Source organism: Kribbella sp. CCNWLW201 (genome assembly GCF_037203805.1).
Classification (GTDB): Bacteria; Actinomycetota; Actinomycetes; order Propionibacteriales; family Kribbellaceae; genus Kribbella.
This window is the reverse complement of the sequence record NZ_JBBCBQ010000001.1, coordinates 1126725-1146976: the sequence shown is the minus strand read 5'-3', so window position 1 is coordinate 1146976 and position 20252 is coordinate 1126725. Positions and strand designations below refer to the sequence as shown.

Here is a 20252-nt window from a genome sequence, read left to right as displayed (position 1 = left end):
GGCTAGAGCCGCTCCCGGACGTTGACCGCTGATGCGTGCCACAAGGTCGTCAGAAGAAGTGGGACCGCGAGCAGCCAGGCCAGACCGGCGAGGAGCGAGAAGCCGCCGAGGGTGAAGAGCCAGGGGGACGTGGCGGTGGCCAGTGCGGAGACTGTCCAGATGGACGACTCGACCTTGCTCTCCAGCTCCGCGGAGAGCAGGTGCGCGCTGCCACCCAGGTAGCACAGGTTCCAGGCGTAGCCGAGGAGGAACAAGGCCGACGTGAAGGCCGGGCCGGGCTGTGTGATCAGTACGCCGGAGACGAGCAACAGGACGAGTCCGGCGAGCATGACCGGCCGTGCGCCGAACCGGTCGATGCACCAACCAGTCAGCGGCGACAGGGCGAACATGCCGAGCGTGTGAGCGGACAGCATCACGCCCAGTAACCCCAGTCCGTTGCCGTGGTGGTGAGCGTGTACCGGGACCGCAGTCATCAGGGCCACCATCACCAGGTGGCCCACGACCATGACAGCGGCAGCTAGGACAACCTGAGTACGGCCTGGCGCCACGGCGTGCGCGCGTGGGGCAGGCGTTTCAGCCACTCGGGCACGCCGGATGTAGGTAGATGCGATCAGCGCAGCGAAGACGGCTGTCAGCGCAAGCAGGAACGGTCCGGCCAGCGCCGGTAGGCCGAGGGACTTGGCGAAGGACTGTGACGGTGCCATGAGGAACGGTCCGCCGACGGCACCCGCCGTACTCGCCCAGACGACTGTGCTCATGGCTGACGCGCGTCGAGCCGCAGGTACGGCGTCAGCCGCGGCGTACCGAGACAGGAGGCTCGCTGCGTTGCCGGCGCCGAGTAGGAACATGCCGACGAAGAGCAGGCCGACGTGAGCACCCACTGCGGTCATCACTGTCAGGGCTCCACCGGCGACACCAACGCCGTACCCGGTGCGGAGTGCCTGCGCGCGTCCGCGGCGGACGGTCCACCTGCCGACGGCCAGTGCGCCGGCTGCCGTGCCCAGTACGCCTGCTGTGTTGGGGAGACCAGCCAGACCAGGGCTCAGTTTGTCGGAGATGAGGATGGTGCTCACCGCGCTTGCTGCGACCATGGCGGCGTTCATCAGGGCGGCGGCCAGAACGACGGGGATCAGCATGCCTGCAACGCTAGGAAAGCAGCCGGCGCCGTTGAATGCCCGAAGTAAGGCGTTCGCCCTTGTGGAGCGGCGATGTCGAAGGTGTTCTGGGGAGATGACCTTTCAGGAGCGAAACCTGGACGCGACCGACTGGCAGATCCTCGCCGAACTGCAGGCCGACGGGCGACTGTCGTTCAACCAGCTGGGCAAGCGGGTCAATCTGTCGCCGCCCGCGGTGGCGGACCGGGTACGACGGCTGGAGGAGGCCGGCGTGATCGTCGGCTACCGGGCCCAGGTCGACCCGGCTCGGGCCGGCCAGCCGCTGTCCGCGTTCGTCCAGATGCGCTGCACGACCGGGCGGTGCCTACTGAAGACCACGCGGGCCGAGGACTTCCCCGAGGTGCTCGAGATCCACAAGCTCAGCGGCAACTCTTGCTCGATGCTCCGCGTCCGCGTCACCTCCATGCGACACCTCGAAGGCCTCTTCGAACGCCTCGGCGAACACGGCGAGATGAACACCCATGTGGTCCTCTCCACGGAGTTCGAGGGCCGCCCGGTCCAGCCCCCGACGCACGACTCGCGCCCGGTCACGCGTTCGGCGGGATGGGGCTCCTGAACTGTCGGCGGGCGGTCTTAGGGTGGGGGGCATGAGCTTGAAGTTGGGTGCGCATGTGGATCAGGAAGACCCGTTGGCCGAGGCGGCTGATCGGGGGGCCGACCTGGTGCAGTTCTTCCTGGGCAACCCGCAGGACTACAAGGCGCCGAAGCTCGCGTACGCCGACGGCGAGGAGGCGCTGCGGGAGCGGGCTGCCGCGGCGGGCGTGGATCTCTACGTGCACGCGCCGTACCGGCTGAACGTGGCGAACACGAACAACCGGATCCGGATCCCGAGCCGCAAGCTGCTCCAGCAGACGCTGGACAAGGCGGCCGAGATCGCGGTCAAGGGGGTCATCGTGCACGGCGGGCACGTCGGTGACGAGGACGACCCGGAGGCCGGGTTCGACAACTGGCGCAAGTGCATCGAGCGGGCCGAGCTGCCGGTCCCGCTGCTGATCGAGAACACGGCCGGCGGCGAGAACGCGATGGCGCGTCAGCTGGACCGGATCGCCCGGCTGTGGGACGCGGTGCAGTCGTCGGGCAACGACCGGCTGGAGAACGTCGGCTTCTGTCTCGACACCTGCCACTTCCACGCCGCCGGCGAGGAGTTGCCGACGATCGTGGAGAAGGTGCTGGCGATCACCGGGCGGATCGATCTGGTGCACGCGAACGGGTCGCGGGACGAGTTCGGATCAGGCGCCGACCGGCACAGCAACTTCGAAGAGGGCCACATCGACCCGGCGGACATCGTCGCCGTGGTGCAGGCGGCCGGCGCTCCGGTGGTCGTCGAGACGCCGAACGCGGAGAACGGTCAGAAGGCCGACATCGACTACCTCAGGGCTCATCTGAACTAGGCGGATCGGGCGTGACCGCGCCCAGACCGTGCACCCAGTAGGTGATGCCCCACGGCAGCAGCAGCGCCAGCGCGGTGGTGTTGCGGGTCGGGATGAGGACTCCGGCCGCGATGGCGACCAGTAGCAGTGCGGTCGCTACCTGGAAGAGGTCGAATCGGCCGATCAGGCGGCTGTGCAGCGTCGCCCGGTTCAGCGCGCACGCGCCGTACAGGGCGATCAGGGCGAGGATGGACAGCCCGGCGATGACCACGCCGAGCCAGGCCAGAGCGCCGTACCGGTCGACGCCGCCGAGGATCTCGCCGAGCTGGAAGACGCCGACCATCGCGGTCAGCGCGGTGCAGCCCACGAGCAGGCGCCCGGCGGTACGGCGAGCGCGGTCCGGATCCGGGGTCGGGTCGGGCGCCTCGTCAGGTGCCGGGTCGGGCGAGGGGTCCGATCCTGGGTCCGATCCTGGGTCCGATCCTGAGTCCGATGCTGGGGCCGCCATGTGAGGGACCGTAGCGCAGGCGGGAGAATGGCCGGCATGCAGACCTGGGCCGAGCGGTTTCCTGACCTGTTCGCGGCGGACTACTGGGCCTGGGGTGAGCTCGACGTCCGGTTCCAGACCGAACCGCCGCCCGACGAGTTGATCAGCAACGTGCACGTGATCGGCCGGACCGACGGCGGAATCGTTGTCTGTGGCAACGACCTTGGCTGGCGGTTCCTCCCCGGCGGCACCCGCGAACCCGGCGAGACGATCGAGCAGCTCGTCGACCGCGAACTCGTCGAGGAGGCCGGCGCCCGGCTCACCGGCCCGATGACCTGGCTCGGTGCGCACCGGGCCGAGCACCGCCGGCCGGGGCCGTACCGCCCGCATCTCCCGCACCCGATCTCCTACTGGGCGAACGTCGTCGCGGACGTCGTCATCGAGCAGGAGCCGACCAACCCCGACGACGGCGAGCAGGTGGTCGAGGTCCTGGTCCTGCCGCCGGACAAGGCGATCGCTTACCTGGATGCTCAGCCCGACGGGATCATGGGCAACGTGGTCAGACTGGCTCAGGCAATGGGGCTGGTCTAGTCGCCTTCCACGGCAGTACGAACGCACTGATCAAGCAGCACCCGCCGGCGACGTACAGCGCACCGCGGATGCCGATCACCGCGGCGAGCACACCGCCCAGCGCCATGAACAACGGCTGCACACATCGCGAGGTGATCGACCATGCGGTGAACACCCGCGCCATGTACCCGTCCTCTGTCACGTCCATCCGGTACGTCGCGAACGACGGGTTGAACGCACCGGCAGCCAGCAACATGCCGGTCTCAGAGAGGGTGATGACAACCAGACCGGCGATACCGGGCGGCGCCAATGGCAGCAGCAGCAGCCACGGCGCCCGCAGTACGCCGAACACCAGCAACATCCAGTGCAGTCCGTACCGGCGGGTGAGCCGCGGCGCCAACCGCGCACCCAGCACGGCTCCGAGACACGACACCCCGAGGGACAGGCCATAGCTCCACGGCGCGAGTCCCAGGTCGCGCAGCATGAGCACAGTGAGCAGCGGCGACGCCATCATCACCGGACCGCCGAAGATCTGCGAGTTCCAGAACAGCACGGCCAGGCCACGGTGCCGCAAGATGTACTTCCAGCCGGCCGTGATGTCCGCCTTCTCCGACCGGCGGATCGGCGCAGGCTCCCGCTGCCGGATCCGCCGGATGCCGATCGCCGACAGCAGGAACGACACCGCATCGACGGCCAGCGTCACGGTGGCGCCGACCAAACTCACCAGCGCGCCACCGATCGGCGGGCCGGCGCTCATGGTCAGCCAGGTCGTCTGCTCGAACTTGCTGTTCGCCTCGGCCCGCCCCTCGGCCGGGACCAACGCCTTCAGATGCGCACCGCTCGCGGCCGTGAACGCGATCAGCGCCGCCGCGTGGACGACGCCGACCACACACAACTGCGCATAGGTCAGTACGTCGAACGCCGCCGCGACCGGCACACTCAACAGAGCCACGAACCGGACGAGGTCCGAGGCGATCATCACCGGCCGCTTGCGGCGCTGCTCGATGAAATCGCCCATCGGAAGCGCGAACGCGGCACCGGCAAGCGCGGAGATCGCGGCGAGCAGCGAGACCTGGAACGTGCTGACCTCGAGAGTGAGCACCGCCACGAGTGCGAGGGCACCGGATCCGATGGCGGTCCCGACGGCGCTGACGGTGAAGGCGGTCCACAACCGCTGGAAGTCTCGACCCAAAGACATCCCGCGATCGTAGGGACCGGCACCGACAAGATTCAGCGCAGGTTGAGACCGCCGTCGAGCAGGATCACCTCACCGGTCAGGTACGAGTTGTGGACAACTGCCGAGATCAGATCGGCGACATCCTCGGGCTGGGCGGCACGGCGCATCGGGCTCGAGGTTTTCCACAGCTCCTGGGCCGCGGTCCAGTCGGCGGTCATCGGGGTGTCGACGAGCCCGGGCGCGACCGCGTTCACGCGGACGTCGGGGCCGAGGGCCGCGGCCAGCAACTTGGTCACGTGATTGAGCGCCGCCTTGCTGGCGGCGTACCCGATCGAGCTCCCCTTCGGCCGTACGCCGGCGTGACTGGTGACGTTCACGATGCAGCCGCCGGATTCGCGGAGCGCGGGCAAAGCCGCCGTACACAACAACCAGGGTGCGATCAGATTCACGTCGAGCAGCCGCCGCCAGTCGTCGGCACTCAACGACGAGAGCTCCGCATGCGGCACCGGCCAACTGATCCCCGCGTTGTTCACCAGTACGTCGAGCCGCCCATGCTCGGCCAGCACACTCGGGACCAGGCCCGCTGCCGCCGCGTCATCGGCCAGGTCGGCCTGGTGATAGGTCCCGCCGAGCTCGGTGGCCAACGCGATCCCGGCGTCCCGGCTCGACCGCGAATGCACCGCGACCGTCATGCCCTCGTCCGCCAGTCGCCGGGCAGTCGCTGCCCCGATCCCCGAAACCGACCCGGTCACCAACGCCACCTTGTGCACGGGCGCAAGCCTACGGAGCCCGGTAGCGCAGGCCGTCCATCAGGAGGTTGAGGGCTCTGTCCGCCTGGTCGCGGTTCTTGCCGGTGGCCAGGGCGACGCCGCTGATGCTGACCAGGACGTCGTCGGCCGAGACGTCGGTGCGGATCTCGCCGGACGCCGCGCCGGCCTCGAGCAGCGTTTTGATAGCGCCGACCAGGAGCTCGAAGCTCTGGGCGTACGGGTTGGCGCCGGACGCGATCACCGCGCGCAGCGCGTCGGCCATGCCGAGCTTGCGGGTCATGTAGTCGATGTAGCGGTCCATCCAGGCGCGCAGTGCCTCGGCGGGCGGCATCGAGTCGAGCAGCTCGGGTGCGGCGTCGCAGATGGTCGCCAGTTCGTTCCGGTACGCCGCCTCGATCAGCAGCTCACGGGTCGGGAAGTGCCGGTAGAGGGTGCCGATGCCGACACCGGCGTCCTTCGCGATCCCCTCCAGCGTCGCTTCGAGTCCGCAGGTCGAGAACGCGCGCGCCGCGGCGGCCAGAATCTGGTCCCGGTTCCGCTGCGCGTCCGCCCGCAGGGGTCGTTCGCCAGTGCCCATCTCCCCTCCCTTCCTGACCCCAGAACCTAGCGGACTTGATAACCGGAGGTCCCTCCAGTTAACTGGGTTTTACCGGAGGATCCTCCGGTTAAAGCCTAGCTCGCAGAACAGGACCGACCTGATGAGCAGAATCACCACCCCGTTCGACCACGACTCCACCGCCGCCCAGGTGATCGCCGGCGTCGACCTGTCCGGCCGCCGTGCGGTCGTCACCGGCGGCGCGTCCGGGATCGGCGTCGAGACCGCTCGCGCCCTCGCCTCGGCCGGTGCCGAAGTGACTCTCGCCGTCCGCAACACCGCCGCCGGGGAACGCACGGCGGCCGACATCATCGAGACGACCGGCAACAACCACGTCTTCGTCGCACCGCTCGAGCTCGCCGACCGCGAGTCGGTGCGGACGTTCGCGAAGAACTGGGACGGACCGCTCCACATCCTGGTGAACAACGCGGGTGTGATGGCCGAGCCGCTCAACCGCACGCCCGAGGGTTGGGAGCACCAGTTCGCCACCAACCACCTCGGCCACTTCGGGCTCGCCACCGGCCTGCACAGCGCGCTCGCCCAGGCGGGCGGTGCCCGGGTCGTCTCGGTCAGCTCGAGTGCGCACCTGCGCTCGGATGTCGTCTTCGACGACATCCACTTCGAGCACCGGCCGTACGACGAATGGGCGTCGTACGGGCAGTCGAAGACGGCCAACGTGTTGTTCGCCGTCGAGGCGGCCAAGCGCTGGGCGAGTGACGGGATCATCACCAACGCACTGATGCCGGGCGGGATCCGGACCGCGTTGCAGCGGCACGTGGACCCCGAGGCGCAGAAGGGTTGGGACAGGTTCCCGTGGAAGACCGTCGAGCAGGGTGCGTCGACGTCGGTGCTGTTGGCCGCCTCGCCGCTGACCGAGGGCGTCACCGGCCGGTACTTCGAGGACAACAACGAGGCCGTGCCCAACACTGGTGAGGAATTCAGTGGGGTCGCGGCGTACGCGCTCGATCCGGAGTCGGCCACTCGGTTGTGGGATCTCTCGGAGAAACTGCTGGCCCAGTAATCCACAGGTTTGATCAGGTGACCGGCTCGGCTACGGTTCAAAGCTTCGGGCCGGTAACCTGACCGACCGTGAGTGACTTGAGCATCCGGACCATCTCGGCCGACGAGCACGCTGCCTACATCGCGGCGCAACCGTCGGCGAGCTTCCTGCAGACCCCGGGGTGGGCGGCGGTGAAGAGTGAGTGGAAGGCGGAGTCACTCGGCTGGTTCGACCCGGCCAACCCGAGCGAGCTGGTCGGCGCCGGGCTGGTGCTCTACCGGCAGATGCCGAAGGTGAAGCGGTACCTGGCCTATCTGCCTGAGGGCCCGGTGATCGACTGGGACGCCATCGACCTCGGCCGGTACCTGCGCCCGCTGGCCGCGCACCTGCAGGAGCAGGGCGCGTTCGGCATCCGGATGGGTCCGCCGGTGGCGACCCGGCGGTGGGGTGCGAAGACGATCAAGGACGCGATCGCGGGCGGTCAGCAACCGAGGCTCGGCGACGTCCGGGCCGACGTGATCGAGCCGTCCGGTGCCACCGTCGCCAACCAGTTGCGCGCGCTCGGGTGGAAGGCGCCGCGCGTCGGTGAGGGTTTCGCTGCCGGACAGCCGCAGTACGTGTTCCAGGTTCCGCTGGCCGGACGCAGCCAGGACGACCTGCTCAAGGGCATGAACCAGCTCTGGCGGCGCAACATCAAGAAGGCGGACAAGGCCGGCGTCGAGGTGATGCAGGGCGGTCCCGAGGACCTCAAGGCCTTCCACGCTCTGTATGTCGAGACGGCCGAGCGGGACCACTTCACCCCGCGGCCGCTGCCGTACTTCGTGAAGATGCAGTCGGCGATGGCCAACCAGCCGGCCGACTGCTGTGACTTCCGGATCTACAACGCCTATCACGAGGGCGACCTGGTCGCGTCGACCATCTGGGTCCGGGTGGGCGGTCACTCCTGGTACTCCTACGGAGCCAGCTCGACCGCCAAGCGAGACGTGCGCGGATCGAACGCGATCCAGTGGCGCATGATGTCGGACGCGCTCGCGGCGGGTGCGTCCGTGTACGACCTACGGGGCATCACCGACACCTTGGACCCGAACGACCCGCATGTCGGGCTGATCCAGTTCAAGGTCGGCACCGGCGGCGAGGCCGTCGAGTACGTCGGTGAGTGGGATCTGCCGTTGAACAAGGCGCTCTACACCGCATTCGACCTCTACATGAGACGGCGTTGACACCATGCCCCTAGTCCTGCACGTCGATTCCGATCGATGGCGCGAACATCTACGTTCCACGTGGAACCCCGACATCATCCCGGTCGCCAAGGGCAACGGGTACGGCTTCGGCAACCAGCGGCTGCTGGCCGAGTCCCGCGCCCTCGGTGCCCGCACCGTCGCGGTCGGCACGTACTTCGAGGTGCCGCCGGACCCGCGTGAGGACATCGTCGTACTGTCGCCGTGGCGGCCGTTCCTCGAGATCCCGACCAGCAAGAACGTGATCCACACGGTCAGCCGGCTGGCCGACCTGGTCTCGATCCCGGCCGGCAGCCGGGTGCTGATCGAGGTGATGACCTCGATGCGGCGGCACGGTATCGGCGCCCGCGAACTGCGGCACACGATGCTGCTGAACGCGCTCGACCGGATCCGCTTCGAGGGCTGGTCCCTGCACTTCCCGATGGGTGCCGGCGGTACGTCGGCCAACGTGCGCGAAGCCGCGGAGCTGGGGAAGGCCGCCCAGGCGGTCCGGCGCGGACCGCTGTGGGTGTCGCACGTACCGGCGCAGAAACTCACTGACATCGGCGAGAACGTGCGGCTGCGGATGGGCACCGGGCTTTGGCTCGGTGACCGCGGCGCGCTGACCGTGCGGGCCACAGTGCTCGACGTGCACTCGGTCCGCCGCGGTGAACGGGTCGGCTACCGCCAGCGCCGGGTCAGCGGTGACGGCCACGTCCTGGTGGTGTCAGGCGGGACCGCGCACGGCGTTGGCCTGGAGGCGCCGACCGCGGCGGCGAGCGTACGTCAGCGCGCGATCGCGATGGCGAAGGGCAGCCTGGACGCGGCCGGGATGGCGCTCTCGCCGTTCACGATCGAAGGCAAGCAGCGGTGGTTCGCCGAGCCGCCGCACATGCAGGCCAGCATGCTGTTCCTGCCGTCGTCGGTGGCGCCCCCCGCGGTCGGCGACGAGGTCGGCGTCGACGTCCGCTACACCACCACCAACTTCGACAAGGTGTCGATGGACTAGGGTGCGTCTCTCAATTCCCTGCAGTAGCGAGCAGGTGCTCGGCGGAGTGCAGCGCAAGGCGGAGGGCGGGGCTCGGAGTGGGGTTCTCCGTGCCTCGTCCTCCAACGCGGCGATGTGCCCGCCGAGTGCCGCGCAGCACGCAGGGAACTGGGAGACGTGCCCTAGGCCGGCGACGCGAGGTCGATGACGGTGCCGTCGGGGCAGCGCAGGTAGGACGTGACCTGCCCCCACGGCGACTTCTCCGGCTCCTTCAGCGGGTCCGCGCCGGCCTCGACCGCCCGCCGGAAGTCGCCTTCGACGTCCTCGCTGGTGAACGCGATCTCGAAACCGACCGCACCGGGCGCGCCGATCGCGGTCAGGTGGCTCTGCCCGACCGCGTACGTCGCGAAGACGATCTTGGTCTCACCGGCGTCCACCTCGCCGGAGCCGTTGCCCCAGTAGGTGCCCTTCCAGCCGAACGCACGCTCGAAGAACGCGATCGAGGCCTCGGCGTCCTCGACGTACACGATGGTCTTCGTGAACTTCACGGCACTGCTCCTCTGCTGAGAATCCGGCGGGACCGTTCCGCCACCCAGCCTGACGTACCCGGGCCGGGAGATGTGACAGGTTGACTTCAGGTGGACCTGAAGTTTCAGCCTGGGTGCATGAGCTTTCTGGAGCGGATCGAGGAACGGCCCGGAGCAGCGGAGCTCCGGGCGGAGTCGTACCGGTTGCTGAACCTGGCGCAGGGCGCGACCTGCGTCGATGTCGGGTGCGGCGCCGGGCATGCGGTCGCCGAGCTGACGGCGGCCGGCCTGAAGGTGACCGGTGTGGACGCGGACCCGGAGGCGGTCGAGGCCGCCCGGGACCGGGTGCCCGAGGCGATGTTTCACGTGGCACATTCCGACGACCTGCCGCTGGAGAACGCGTCGGTGGACGGCTACCGGGCCGTCCGGCTCTTCCACCTGCTCGAGGACCCGGTGCCGACCGTGGCCGAGGCCAAGCGGGTGATCCGGCCGGGCGGGCGGATCGTGCTGGGCGGTCAGGACTACGGGTTCCTGTTGATCGACAGCTCCGACCAGGACCTGACCGATGTCGTCCTGCTCGGACTGGAGTCCCGATCGGCCGCTCCTCGGGCAGCCCGGAGCCTGCGCGACCTCCTGCTCGATGCGGGCTTCCGCGACGTGCAGGTCGTCGTACACAGCGAGGTGGTCACCGATCACCGCCTGATGGCACGGCAGTTGGAGGCTGCTGCCGCTGCGGCGGTCGAGAAGGCGCTCATCACGCAGGAGGACGCCGACGACTGGCTGGCCGAGCAGGCGGATCGTGGCCGACGCGACCGCTTCCTCGCCGTACTCCCGACGCTTCTTGTCGGTGCCCGCCGTTAACGTGCGAAAGATGATTCCACTCAAAGGCGTAGTGCTCGACGCGCCGGACCCGCGGCAGCTCGCGCGGTTCTACTGCGACCTGTTCGGCTGGAAGCTCGGCGACGACGACGAGACGTGGGCGACCGCGATCGGGCCGAACGACACCAAACTGTCGTTCCAGCTGGAGCCGAACTACCGTGCGCCGACCTGGCCGAGCGAAACCGGGCAGCAGCAGATGCAACTCCACCTGGACTTCAAGGTGGACGACCTGGAGGCCGCGCACGAACACGCGACCTCGCTGGGTGCCCGGCTACAGGAGTTCCAGCCGCAGGCCGACGTACGCGTGTACGCCGACCCGGTCGGCCACATCTTCTGCTTGTTCGTCTAGGTCGGGTCTGATGGTCCAGCGCCGTCGCGCAGTAGGCGGTGGACCATCAGACCCGGCCTACCGCTGCTTGAGGTGACCCTTCCACCGGACGGTGGGGAGGAGAGCTGCGTGGTCGACGCGGTCCTTGTTGGCGGCGACGATGTCGAACATCGAGTCGATCAGCGTGTCCGACAGCAGGTGCGGCTGCAGACCCAGGCCGACCAGTCCGGTGTGCTTCACGTTGTAGTAGTGCTCGGCCTGCTCAACCCGCGGATTCTCCAGGTGTTCGACCTGGACCGGGCCGGGGAAGCACTCCGCGACCTTGTCCGCGATCTGGCTGACCGAGTAGCTCTCGGTCATCTGGTTGAAGACCCGGAACTCACCGGCGTCGGCCGGGTTCTCCACCGCGAGCCGGATGCATTCGACGGTGTCCCGGATGTCGAGCAGCCCTCGAGTCTGCCCGCCGGTGCCGTACACGGTCAGCGGCTCGCCGAGCACGGCCTGGATGACGAACCGGTTGAGCACGGTGCCGAAGACGGCGTCGTAGTCGAACCGCGTCGCCAGCCGCGGGTCCTGCACGGTCTGGTCCGTCTGCTGCCCGTAGACCACGCCCTGGTTCAGGTCGGTGACCCGCAGCCCCCAGACCCGGCAGCCGAACTCCAGGTTGTGCGAGTCGTGCACCTTGCTCAGGTGGTAGAACGAGCCCGGCTTCTTCGGGTAGAGCATCCGGTCCTTGCGGCCGTTGTGCTCGACCTCCAGCCAGCCTTCCTCGATGTCGATGTTCGGCGTCCCGTACTCGCCCATCGTGCCGAGCTTGACCAGATGGATGTCCGGGTTGGTCTCGGCCATCGCGTACATCAGGTTCAGCGTGCCGACCACGTTGTTGTGCTGCGTGTACACCGCGTGCTCGCGGTCGATCATCGAGTACGGCGCCGCCCGCTGCTCGGCGAAGTGCACGATCGCATCGGGCTCGAACTCCTGGAGCACCCGGTAGACGAAGTCCGCGTCCAGCAGGTCACCGACGTACGACGCGATCCGCCGGCCGGACACCTCTTTCCACGCCGCGACCCGGGTGTCGAGGTCCTCGATCGGGACCAGGCTCTGCACCCCCAGCTCGCGGTCGTAGCCCCGGCGGGCGAAGTTGTCGAGGACGGCCGTGTCGTGGCCGCGGTCTGACAGATGCAGCGCTGTCGGCCACCCTAGGTAACCGTCACCGCCCAGGACGAGTACGCGCACGGCTCGGCCGCCTTCCTGTGGGGACGTTGGCTTTCACCTTCCTTCCTATCCCGAGTACCCGCTCCACTAACGTGACCAGCCCCACTCAGAAGCTGGCAATTGGCTATGAATCCGCGCGACCGGGGCGCCGTTGGGTGCGGAGGTGCACAATAGGCGCAATGGGCATTCTGGCCAAGGTAATCAACGGATCCGGCGCCCGCCGGACCCGAATGTTGCTGTGGGCGAAGTACTCGGCGACTTCGGTAGTCGCCACCGTGATCAGTCAGATCGCGTTCGCGCTGTGTTACTGGTTCGGTACGGCGCCGCTGGTGGCGACCCTCGTCGCCTTCGTGTCCGGCACCACCCCGAGCTACCTGATCAACCGCCACTGGACCTGGGGCCACAAGGGCCGGCCCGGCCGCGAACTGTTGCCCTATGCAATCATTGCGGTGACCAGCGCGGTCATCGCGGCGATCGTCACCACGGTGACCGACCGCCTCGTCCAGGACGACATCGACTCACATTTCTGGCAGACGGTCCTGGTCAGCGCTTCCTACCTGGGCACGTACGGCGTGCTGTTCATCCTGAAGTTCGTGCTGTTCGATCGCTACGTGTTCGCCAAGACCGCGACCGACGACCCCGCCGAACCACGTACTCCCGTAGCCACGTAGTCGTCATCACCCGCGCGTAGTTCGCGCCGTACACCAGCCCCGGACCCTTCTTGCTGGTCCCGTCGCCGCGGCGACGCATCGTCATCGGCAGCTCGACCACGCGCGCGCCGAGCGCGAGTGCCCCGAGCAACAATTCCGACGACTGGTACTGCGGCTCACGCAACGTCACCGCGGTCGCCAGCTCGGCCCGCATCGCGCGGAACCCGAACGACGTGTCGGTCAGCCTCCGCCGGGTCAGAATCGACGCCAGTACGGCGAAAACCCGCACTCCGACCCACCGCAGCCGGCTGTCCGCGTCCTCGGCCCCGAGCCGGCGCGACCCGGTGACGAAGTCGGCGCGATCGATCAGGATCGGCTCCAGCAGTACGTCGAGCTCGTCGTTGTCGTACTGCCCGTCCGCATCGGTCGTCACGACGTACTGGGCTCCGCCCTCAGCGGCGAGGTGGTAGCCCAGCCGCAGCGCGGCACCCTGACCACGGTTGCTCGGGGCAACACAAACGAAAGCCCCGTGCTGACGGGCAATGTCAGCGGTGTCGTCGGTCGAGCCGTCGACGACGACCAGGACGTCGACCGGCAGCCCGGCACAGATCCGAGGCATGTTGGTCAGCACCGGACCGATCCCGCCGGCTTCGTTGTAGGCGGCAATCACCACGACGATCGGAGCGAACGACGGCTTGCCGAAGTCCTTCACCGCCAGGGAATCCACGGTGTCCGGGTAGTCCGCCATCGCCGGCCGCGCCTGGTCCTTGCCGAGCAACGCACGCAACCCGATCGCCCCGGCCAGCGGGAAGAGCACCAGACCGGGCAGCTGATAGCGCCAGGAGAACTCAAAGGCAGCAGAGCCCAGCAGCAGGATCACACCCGTCGCCGCTGGTAGTAATGCAGCTGACCTGAGTCCAGACGTCTTGGCACGACCGAGACCGGCTACCGCAGCCAGTGCGATCAGTACGGCGATCCCCAGCGCCAGACCGGACGTGTAGCCGCCATTCAGTTGGTAGGCGCGCAGGACGACCGCAGGCACATGCGACACATGCGGCTCGGACCCGCCCCACTTCACCGCGGCCTCGGCGGTGTTGGGGTCGTCCAGGTTCGGATACGTGGTCTGGAACTGCCAGCGCTCCAGCGGTACGTCGTCCGGTGACGTGGTCCGTGTCGGCGCGAAGCCCTTGAAGAAGTCCTTCAGCGCTGCCCGGGTGACGTCGAGTGGCTGGTGCCTGATCACCAACCGTGCGAACTCTGTAGCCAACTCCTGCTTAGTGGTGCCGGGTGGTAGTGGTCCAGGCCAGTTGGGGTCGCCGTAGTGGTTGTGCGCGTACTTGTCGACGCCGAGACGCTGGCCGAGTGGCTCCTTGGGGCAGAACAGCCTGGTGCCCTCGTTGAGCGGCAGCTTGGAGCAGTCCGCGACCACAGCGGTCCGGCCATAGAGCACCTGGTTCTCCGCACCGGTGAAACCCCACCGCCCGGTCTCCGCATGGAAGTAGGCCGCATAGGCGCCGAACACCACAGCGAACCCGGCTATGGCTGCGGCAGTACGTCGTACCAGCTCAAGGCGGCGGTGACGCCAGGCGTTGCCCACCACGACCAGGTAGAGCACGACTCCGGCCAGCAGGGTCATGCCGATGGTGCGGACCGCGAAGGCAGCGCCCAGGAGGAGGCCTACCGCGAGTGCACGTTTCCAGCCGGGGACTCCCCAGCCGAGCAGCAGCCAGAGGACGCCGACGAGCAGTACGTCGAAGGTGGTCTCGGCCATGATGTTCTGCTCGATCTGCACCTGGTAGGCGTCGAGCATGAGCGGTGCGGCCGCTACGGCAGCCAGCCAGCGGTAAACGTTCAGCCGGCGGGCCAGTGCGTAGATGGCGATGCCCAGCAGCAGTCCGACCAGGTGCTGCACGATCACGACGAAGGTGAGACCGCCGATCGCCTCGAGAGGGCGCAGTACGAACTCGTAGCCGATCGGGTTGAGCGCGTCCGGCTTGAGCTCCTTCATGTTGTTCAGGTACTGCACCGAGTCGGTGTAGATGATCGCCGGCCGGTAGGCGATGGTCGCGAGAACACGCAGGACGGTGCCCGCCAGTAGGAAGAGGGCAAGCAGCCAATGCGTTCGGAGGACGCGCCTCACCGAGTGCGGAAGTACTGCCATGTGCGGGCGAGCCCATCGTTCAGCGACACCGTCGGCTCGTAGCCGAGGTCGTTGGTGATGTCGACGACGACCGCCGGCATCTCCCCGGCCGGCGCCTCGACGTGCTCGGCCGGGACCGGACGGCCGGTCACGGCCCGCACTGCCTCGACCATCTCCAGCACGGACACGGACCGACCCGATCCGATGATCGCGCGGCCGTCGTACCCCTTGTCGAGCGCGAGCAGGATGCCCGCGACGACGTCGTCGATGTAGACGAGATCGCGGCGCTGCTTGCCGTCGCCGTAGATCCGGACACCCTCGTCCTTGAGCGCCGCCTTCATCATCCGCGGCACGAAGCTGTCCTTGTGTGACATGCCGGGGCCGTAGACGTTGGTGAACCGCAGTGCGGCGGTCGCGAGACCGTAGCTGCCCGAGTACGCCGACAGCAGCATCTCGCAGGCGGCCTTGGTCGCGCCGTACGGCGTCAGTGGCCTGAGCGGGAGGTCCGCGGTGATGGTCGACGTACCCACGTTGCCGACGACGGCGTTGGTCGACGCGAGGATGAAGCGGTCCACACCGCTGCCGCGGGACAGCTCCAGCAGGACCTGGGTGATCGTCACGTTCTGGGCGAAGGTCTGCATCGGTGCGTCGACCGAACGCAGTACCGAGGTCAGCGCGGCCAGGTGGACCACAGCGGTCGGCCGGGTCTCGAAGGCGGAGATGCAGACCTCCTGGTCGGCCAGCTCGCCCGTCACTACATGCACGCTCTCGTCCCAGGACGGGTCGGGCGGCTCACGGTCCACCGCGGTCACCGGGACACCCCGCTGCCGCAGGGCGGCCACCAAGGCCCGCCCGATGAATCCGGCCGCCCCGGTCACCAGCACTCGTTCGTCCATGCCCTTCAACCTACCGCCGGCCGGCCAATGTCAGGACACGGGCGAACGGACAGCGACGAACCCTTGACCGCAGGTGATCATGATGGGCAGGATCGCCTCGGACGCGGGCTGACAACCTTGTCATCGGGGCCGCGTAGAACCCACTGGCGGGCGGCTGGTGTCGCAGGGGGCTGTGTGGTTCCCGCGGCGGCGGCTGTCTGCCGGTCCGGCTTGCTAGGAGCGTGGATGAATCTCCGCCGCCCACTGGGGCTCGTCGCGTCTCTCGGACTGGTTATGACAATGTCCTCTGCTATGACGCCAGCGAATGCCGTCCCACCCTCCACCACGGCGCAAGAGCAGCCTGTGGTGACCGGTTCTTCGTTCTTCACCTCGTTCGAGCCGGGCCAGCCGCAGCCCGGGTACACCGATGCCGTCGAGACCGGCCCGGACGGGAAGCCGCGCACCGACGGAGTCCGCGGCCCGACGCCGACCGGGATCGGCGGCAGCGAGATGGACAAGGTCACCAAGGTGACCGCGAACGGCGAGAACACCGGTGGCGGCGAGATCGCCACCAACGCGGCCGACGGTGACAAGTTCACCAAGTGGCTGGTGTTCCAGCCGACCGGCTGGCTGGTCTACGAGACCTCGGCCCCGGTCGTGATCCGCAAGTACGCGCTGACCTCGGCCAACGACGCCGACGGCCGCGACCCGCAGAACTGGACCGTGGCCGGATCGAACGACGGGACCACCTGGACCACGCTGGACACCCGGACCGGCGAGAGCTTCGAGAACCGGTTCCAGACCAAGGAGTACAGCTTCACCAACGAGACGCCGTACAAGTTCTTCAAGCTGGACGTCACGCTGAACCACGGTGAGAACATCGTCCAGCTCGCCGACTGGTACCTGTCCAACGGCGCCCCGCTGCCGCCGCCCGGCCCGACCGTCGAGTCGCGGCTCGACTCCGGCCCGACCAGCGCGTACAACGCCCGCGCCCGGGTCGGCTTCACCGGCGTCAAGTCGTTCCGGTACGCCGGTCATCAGACTGCCGAGGGCCGTGGCTACAGCTGGAACAAGATCGCCGACGTCGATCTGAAGGTCGGCAAGGACACCCGGCTGTCGTACAAGATCTTCCCCGAGCACACCGAGGGCGATCTCAGCTACCCGAGCACGTACGCCGCGCTCGACCTCGCGTTCACCGACGGCACGTACCTGAGCGACCTGAAGGCTCGCGATCATCACGGCTTCGAGCTGAGTCCACGCGGCCAGGGCGACGCCAAGGGTCTGTCCACGAACCAGTGGAACAACATCGAGGCGGACCTCGGCACGGTTGCCGCCGGCAAGACCGTGGCCCGGATCCTGATCGGCTACGACAAACCGTCCGGTCCGGCCGAGTTCCGCGGCTGGGTCGACGACATCCGGATCGCGGCCGCGATCAACCCCGACCGCGCCGCCCAGAAGACCGCGGCCAAGCACCCGTCGGACCTGGCGATCACCACCCGCGGCACGAACTCGACCGGTGGGTTCTCCCGTGGCAACAACTTCCCGGCGACCGCCGTACCGCACGGCTTCAACTTCTGGACCCCGGTGACGAACGCCGGCTCGACGTCCTGGCTCTACGACTACGCCAAGGGCAACAACGAGGCCAACAAGCCGACGATGCAGGCGCTGTCGATCAGTCACGAGCCGAGCCCGTGGATGGGTGACCGGCAGACGTTCCAGGTGATGCCGTCGACCGCGGCGACGCCGACCGCGGATCGGAAGGCCCGCGCCTGGTCGTTCAGCCACGACAACGAGACCGCCCGCCCGTACTACTACGGCGTCACCTTCGACAACGGCAACGCGGCCGAGATCGCACCGACCGACCACGCCGCGATCCTGCGGTTCTCGTTCCCGGCCGGCAACCCGTCGCTGGTGTTCGACAACGTCAACAACAACGGCGGCCTGACGCTGGACCCGGCGACCGGTGTCGTCACCGGCTTCAGCGACGTCAAGAGCGGCCTGTCCACCGGCGCCGGCCGGCTCTTCGTGTACGGCGTGGTCGACCAGAAGGTGGTTGCCTCTGGCAAGCTGTCCAACGGAGGCGGTGCAAACGTCGGCGGCTACTTCTCGTTCGACCCGACGGTGACCCAGGTCGAGCTGCGGATGGCGACCTCGCTGATCGGCACCGCGCAGGCCAAGCAGAACCTCGAGCTCGAGCTGACCGGCAAGAGCTTCGGCAAGGTGAAGACGGCCGCTCAGGACCAGTGGGACGCGAAGCTGCGCACCATCGAGGTCGAGGGCGCGACGGCCGACCAGCTGACCACGCTCTACTCGAACCTCTACCGGCTGTTCCTCTACCCGAACAACGGCTCGGAGAACACCGGGACGGCCAAGGACCCGGTGATCAAGTACGCGTCGCCGACCTCACCGAAGGTCGGGACCGACACCCCGACCACGACCGGCTCGAAGATCGTGGCCGGCCAGACGTACGTGAACAACGGTTTCTGGGACACCTATCGGACCGTGTGGCCGGCGTACTCGCTGTTCGCCCAGGACTCGGCCGCCGACCTGGTGAACGGGTTCGTCCAGCAGTACAAGGACGGCGGCTGGATCTCCCGCTGGTCGTCACCGGGTTACGCGAACCTGATGGTCGGCACCAGCTCCGACGTCGCCTTCGCCGACGCCTACCTGAAGGGCGTCAAGGGGATCGACGTCCAGGCGATGTACGACGCCGCCCTCAAGAACGCGGCCGTCGTACCGCCGTCGCAGAACGTCGGCCGCAAGGGTCTCGACCTGTCCACCTTCAACGGCTACACGGCCAACACCACCGGTGAGGGCTTCAGTTGGTCGATGGACGGCTACATCAACGACTTCGGCATCGCCAACATGTCGAAGCAGTTGTACGACGCCGCGAAGAAGAACGACCCGCGCAAGCAGGAGTACCTGGACAACTACAAGTACTACCTGAACCGGGCCCGCAACTACGTGACCCTGTTCGACCCGGCGATCGGCTTCTTCCAGGGCAAGGGACCGGACGGCGTCTGGGGCAACTCGCCGAGCACGTTCGACCCGCGCGACTGGGGTCACGACTACACCGAGACGAACGCGTGGAACATGGCGTTCTCCACCCCGCAGGACGGCGCCGGCCTGGCCGCCATCTACGGCGGTCGCGACGGCCTGGCCAAGAAGCTCGACGAGTTCTTCAGTACGCCGGAGGACGCGCTGCACACCGGCGGGTACGGCGGCACGATCCACGAGATGCTCGAGGCACGCGACGTACGGATGGGTCAGTACGGCCACAGCAACCAGCCGTCGCACCACATCACGTACATGTACGACTTCGCGGGTCAGCCGTGGAAGACGCAGGCACTCGTGCGTGAGGCGCTGTCGCGGCTCTACCTGGGTTCGGAGATCGGGCAGGGGTACCCGGGTGACGAGGACAACGGTGAGATGTCCGCGTGGTACCTGTTCAGCATGCTCGGGTTCTACCCGCTGCAGATGGGCTCGCCGACGTACGCGATCGGGTCGCCACTGTTCACCAAGGCGACGGTCCGGCTGCCCGGAGGTAAGAAGCTGGTGGTCAGCGCGCCGGGCAACAACGCACAGAACGTCTACGTCAAGGGCGTTCGGGTGAACGGGAAGAAGTGGACCTCGACCGCGTTGCCGCACTCGCTGATCGCCGACGGGGGCAAGATCGAGTTCGAGATGACGGACAAGCCGTCGGCCTGGGGCGGTGGCCGGAACGACGCGCCGCCGTCGATCACCACCCCGGGCGAGGACCCGAAGACGTGGCAGGACTCGACCTCGGACGTCGGCGCGGTGGTCGGTGCCGGCGGTCAGGACGTGACCGCGCTGACCGACGACGACGCGAAGACCCAGGTCACGCTGACCGGCGCCAACCCGACGATCACGGTGGCCCTGCCGCAGGGCCGGCCGGTCGGGATGTACACGCTGACCAGCGGCGCCACCGGTACTGCACCGTCGGCCTGGGTGCTCGAAGGGTCGAACGACGGTACGACGTGGTCGCCGGTGGACCGTCGTACCGGGGAGAAGTGGGCGTGGGCGTCGTACACCAGGTCCTTCAGCATCGCCTCGCCGAAGGCCTACACGCAGTACCGGCTGGTGCTCACCCCAGCGGGCGCGGACGGTGTCACGCTGTCCGAGATCGAGCTGCTCGGGACCCTGAAGGGGGTCGAGCCGGGGACGCACCCGACTGACAAACGGGTGGCCGAGACCAAGCCCAGCCCGACGCCGTCGCAGTCGATCGACCGGAACTACGGGTAGACGCGAGCGGGGGCGGTGGCCTCAGG

The 20252-nt window shown here is 68.0% G+C and carries 19 protein-coding genes; 10 read left to right on the top strand and 9 right to left on the bottom strand.

Annotation, left to right across the window (positions count from 1 at the left end; all coding sequences use genetic code 11):
* Window positions 1-2 precede the first annotated feature (2 nt).
* Window positions 3-1136, bottom strand: a complete 1134-nt coding sequence (locus V9K99_RS05450; protein WP_337000459.1) for an MFS transporter — start codon at window positions 1134-1136, stop codon at window positions 3-5.
* A gap of 94 nt (window positions 1137-1230) precedes the next feature.
* Here V9K99_RS05450 and V9K99_RS05445 point away from each other — a divergent pair, with 94 nt between their 5' ends.
* Window positions 1231-1731, top strand: a complete 501-nt coding sequence (locus V9K99_RS05445; RefSeq protein ID WP_337000461.1) for an Lrp/AsnC family transcriptional regulator — start codon at window positions 1231-1233, stop codon at window positions 1729-1731.
* A gap of 31 nt (window positions 1732-1762) precedes the next feature.
* Complete coding sequence (locus V9K99_RS05440; protein WP_337000463.1) at window positions 1763-2566, top strand: deoxyribonuclease IV; 804 nt, start codon at window positions 1763-1765, stop codon at window positions 2564-2566.
* Here V9K99_RS05440 and V9K99_RS05435 read toward each other — a convergent pair.
* A complete protein-coding gene (locus V9K99_RS05435; RefSeq protein WP_337000465.1) occupies window positions 2547-3053 on the bottom strand; it encodes a hypothetical protein in 507 nt (168 codons plus the stop codon). The genes V9K99_RS05440 and V9K99_RS05435 overlap by 20 nt on opposite strands.
* Before the next feature lie 36 nt (window positions 3054-3089).
* Here V9K99_RS05435 and V9K99_RS05430 point away from each other — a divergent pair, with 36 nt between their 5' ends.
* Window positions 3090-3623, top strand: coding sequence for an NUDIX hydrolase (locus V9K99_RS05430; protein WP_337000467.1), 534 nt, complete (start codon window positions 3090-3092; stop codon window positions 3621-3623).
* Here the strand turns inward: V9K99_RS05430 and V9K99_RS05425 are convergent.
* Genes V9K99_RS05425 through V9K99_RS05415 form a run of 3 tightly spaced genes read right to left on the bottom strand, consistent with a single transcriptional unit; the run spans window position 3592 to window position 6126 of the window.
* On the bottom strand, window positions 3592-4800 hold the full coding sequence (locus V9K99_RS05425; protein WP_337000469.1) for an MFS transporter: 1209 nt from the start codon (window positions 4798-4800) through the stop codon (window positions 3592-3594). The genes V9K99_RS05430 and V9K99_RS05425 overlap by 32 nt on opposite strands.
* Window positions 4801-4832: 32 nt before the next feature.
* Window positions 4833-5531, bottom strand: a complete 699-nt coding sequence (locus V9K99_RS05420) for an SDR family NAD(P)-dependent oxidoreductase (RefSeq protein ID WP_337000471.1) — start codon at window positions 5529-5531, stop codon at window positions 4833-4835.
* A 28-nt stretch (window positions 5532-5559) separates the two neighbouring features.
* Window positions 5560-6126 (bottom strand): TetR/AcrR family transcriptional regulator, encoded by a 567-nt coding sequence (locus tag V9K99_RS05415; protein WP_337000473.1) that lies wholly within the window; start codon window positions 6124-6126, stop codon window positions 5560-5562.
* A gap of 121 nt (window positions 6127-6247) precedes the next feature.
* Between V9K99_RS05415 and V9K99_RS05410 the strand changes: the two genes are divergently transcribed.
* From V9K99_RS05410 to V9K99_RS05400, 3 genes are all read left to right on the top strand, one after another.
* On the top strand, window positions 6248-7165 hold the full coding sequence (locus V9K99_RS05410; RefSeq protein WP_337000475.1) for an SDR family NAD(P)-dependent oxidoreductase: 918 nt from the start codon (window positions 6248-6250) through the stop codon (window positions 7163-7165).
* Between the two features lie 68 nt (window positions 7166-7233).
* On the top strand, window positions 7234-8364 hold the full coding sequence (locus V9K99_RS05405; protein WP_337000477.1) for a lipid II:glycine glycyltransferase FemX: 1131 nt from the start codon (window positions 7234-7236) through the stop codon (window positions 8362-8364).
* A 4-nt stretch (window positions 8365-8368) separates the two neighbouring features.
* Window positions 8369-9370, top strand: a complete 1002-nt coding sequence (locus V9K99_RS05400) for an alanine racemase (RefSeq protein WP_337000479.1) — start codon at window positions 8369-8371, stop codon at window positions 9368-9370.
* 161 nt (window positions 9371-9531) lie between these two features.
* On the opposite strand, the gene V9K99_RS05395 is transcribed toward V9K99_RS05400, so the two are convergent.
* A complete protein-coding gene (locus V9K99_RS05395; protein ID WP_337000481.1) occupies window positions 9532-9897 on the bottom strand; it encodes a VOC family protein in 366 nt (121 codons plus the stop codon).
* 117 nt (window positions 9898-10014) lie between these two features.
* Between V9K99_RS05395 and V9K99_RS05390 the strand changes: the two genes are divergently transcribed.
* Window positions 10015-10737, top strand: a complete 723-nt coding sequence (locus tag V9K99_RS05390; RefSeq protein WP_337000483.1) for a methyltransferase domain-containing protein — start codon at window positions 10015-10017, stop codon at window positions 10735-10737.
* 10 nt (window positions 10738-10747) lie between these two features.
* Window positions 10748-11104, top strand: coding sequence for a VOC family protein (locus V9K99_RS05385; protein WP_337000485.1), 357 nt, complete (start codon window positions 10748-10750; stop codon window positions 11102-11104).
* Between the two features lie 57 nt (window positions 11105-11161).
* Here the strand turns inward: V9K99_RS05385 and V9K99_RS05380 are convergent, their stop codons facing one another.
* Window positions 11162-12319 (bottom strand): NAD-dependent epimerase/dehydratase family protein, encoded by a 1158-nt coding sequence (locus tag V9K99_RS05380; RefSeq protein ID WP_337000487.1) that lies wholly within the window; start codon window positions 12317-12319, stop codon window positions 11162-11164.
* A 158-nt stretch (window positions 12320-12477) separates the two neighbouring features.
* Between V9K99_RS05380 and V9K99_RS05375 the strand changes: the two genes are divergently transcribed.
* Window positions 12478-12969: a GtrA family protein gene (locus tag V9K99_RS05375; protein ID WP_337000489.1), complete on the top strand. Its 492-nt coding sequence runs from the start codon at window positions 12478-12480 to the stop codon at window positions 12967-12969.
* Here the strand turns inward: V9K99_RS05375 and V9K99_RS05370 are convergent.
* Together V9K99_RS05370 and V9K99_RS05365 are read right to left on the bottom strand one after the other, a co-directional pair.
* Entirely contained in the window at window positions 12878-15088 is a 2211-nt protein-coding gene (locus V9K99_RS05370; RefSeq protein ID WP_337000491.1) for a glycosyltransferase family 2 protein, read from the bottom strand. The two genes, V9K99_RS05375 and V9K99_RS05370, sit on opposite strands and share 92 nt — an antisense overlap.
* On the bottom strand, window positions 15085-15984 hold the full coding sequence (locus tag V9K99_RS05365) for an NAD-dependent epimerase/dehydratase family protein (RefSeq protein WP_337000493.1): 900 nt from the start codon (window positions 15982-15984) through the stop codon (window positions 15085-15087). Before V9K99_RS05365 ends, V9K99_RS05370 begins: the two co-directional genes overlap by 4 nt.
* Before the next feature lie 345 nt (window positions 15985-16329).
* Here V9K99_RS05365 and V9K99_RS05360 point away from each other — a divergent pair, with 345 nt between their 5' ends.
* Window positions 16330-20226, top strand: a complete 3897-nt coding sequence (locus V9K99_RS05360; protein ID WP_337000495.1) for a GH92 family glycosyl hydrolase — start codon at window positions 16330-16332, stop codon at window positions 20224-20226.
* Window positions 20227-20252 lie beyond the last annotated feature (26 nt).

What these genes read in the sequence shown, in the direction of transcription:
- V9K99_RS05385 (WP_337000485.1), top strand. Translation starts at nt 10,748, where the DNA reads ATGATTCCACTCAAAGGCGTAGTGCTCGACGCGCCGGACCCGCGGCAG.
- V9K99_RS05425 (WP_337000469.1), bottom strand. Translation starts at nt 4,800, where the DNA reads ATGTCTTTGGGTCGAGACTTCCAGCGGTTGTGGACCGCCTTCACCGTC.
- V9K99_RS05410 (WP_337000475.1), top strand. Translation starts at nt 6,248, where the DNA reads ATGAGCAGAATCACCACCCCGTTCGACCACGACTCCACCGCCGCCCAG.
- V9K99_RS05450 (WP_337000459.1), bottom strand. Translation starts at nt 1,136, where the DNA reads ATGCTGATCCCCGTCGTTCTGGCCGCCGCCCTGATGAACGCCGCCATG.
- V9K99_RS05440 (WP_337000463.1), top strand. Translation starts at nt 1,763, where the DNA reads ATGAGCTTGAAGTTGGGTGCGCATGTGGATCAGGAAGACCCGTTGGCC.
- V9K99_RS05435 (WP_337000465.1), bottom strand. Translation starts at nt 3,053, where the DNA reads ATGGCGGCCCCAGCATCGGACTCAGGATCGGACCCAGGATCGGACCCA.
- V9K99_RS05415 (WP_337000473.1), bottom strand. Translation starts at nt 6,126, where the DNA reads ATGGGCACTGGCGAACGACCCCTGCGGGCGGACGCGCAGCGGAACCGG.
- V9K99_RS05365 (WP_337000493.1), bottom strand. Translation starts at nt 15,984, where the DNA reads ATGGACGAACGAGTGCTGGTGACCGGGGCGGCCGGATTCATCGGGCGG.
- V9K99_RS05430 (WP_337000467.1), top strand. Translation starts at nt 3,090, where the DNA reads ATGCAGACCTGGGCCGAGCGGTTTCCTGACCTGTTCGCGGCGGACTAC.
- V9K99_RS05445 (WP_337000461.1), top strand. Translation starts at nt 1,231, where the DNA reads ATGACCTTTCAGGAGCGAAACCTGGACGCGACCGACTGGCAGATCCTC.
- V9K99_RS05375 (WP_337000489.1), top strand. Translation starts at nt 12,478, where the DNA reads ATGGGCATTCTGGCCAAGGTAATCAACGGATCCGGCGCCCGCCGGACC.
- V9K99_RS05400 (WP_337000479.1), top strand. Translation starts at nt 8,369, where the DNA reads ATGCCCCTAGTCCTGCACGTCGATTCCGATCGATGGCGCGAACATCTA.
- V9K99_RS05390 (WP_337000483.1), top strand. Translation starts at nt 10,015, where the DNA reads ATGAGCTTTCTGGAGCGGATCGAGGAACGGCCCGGAGCAGCGGAGCTC.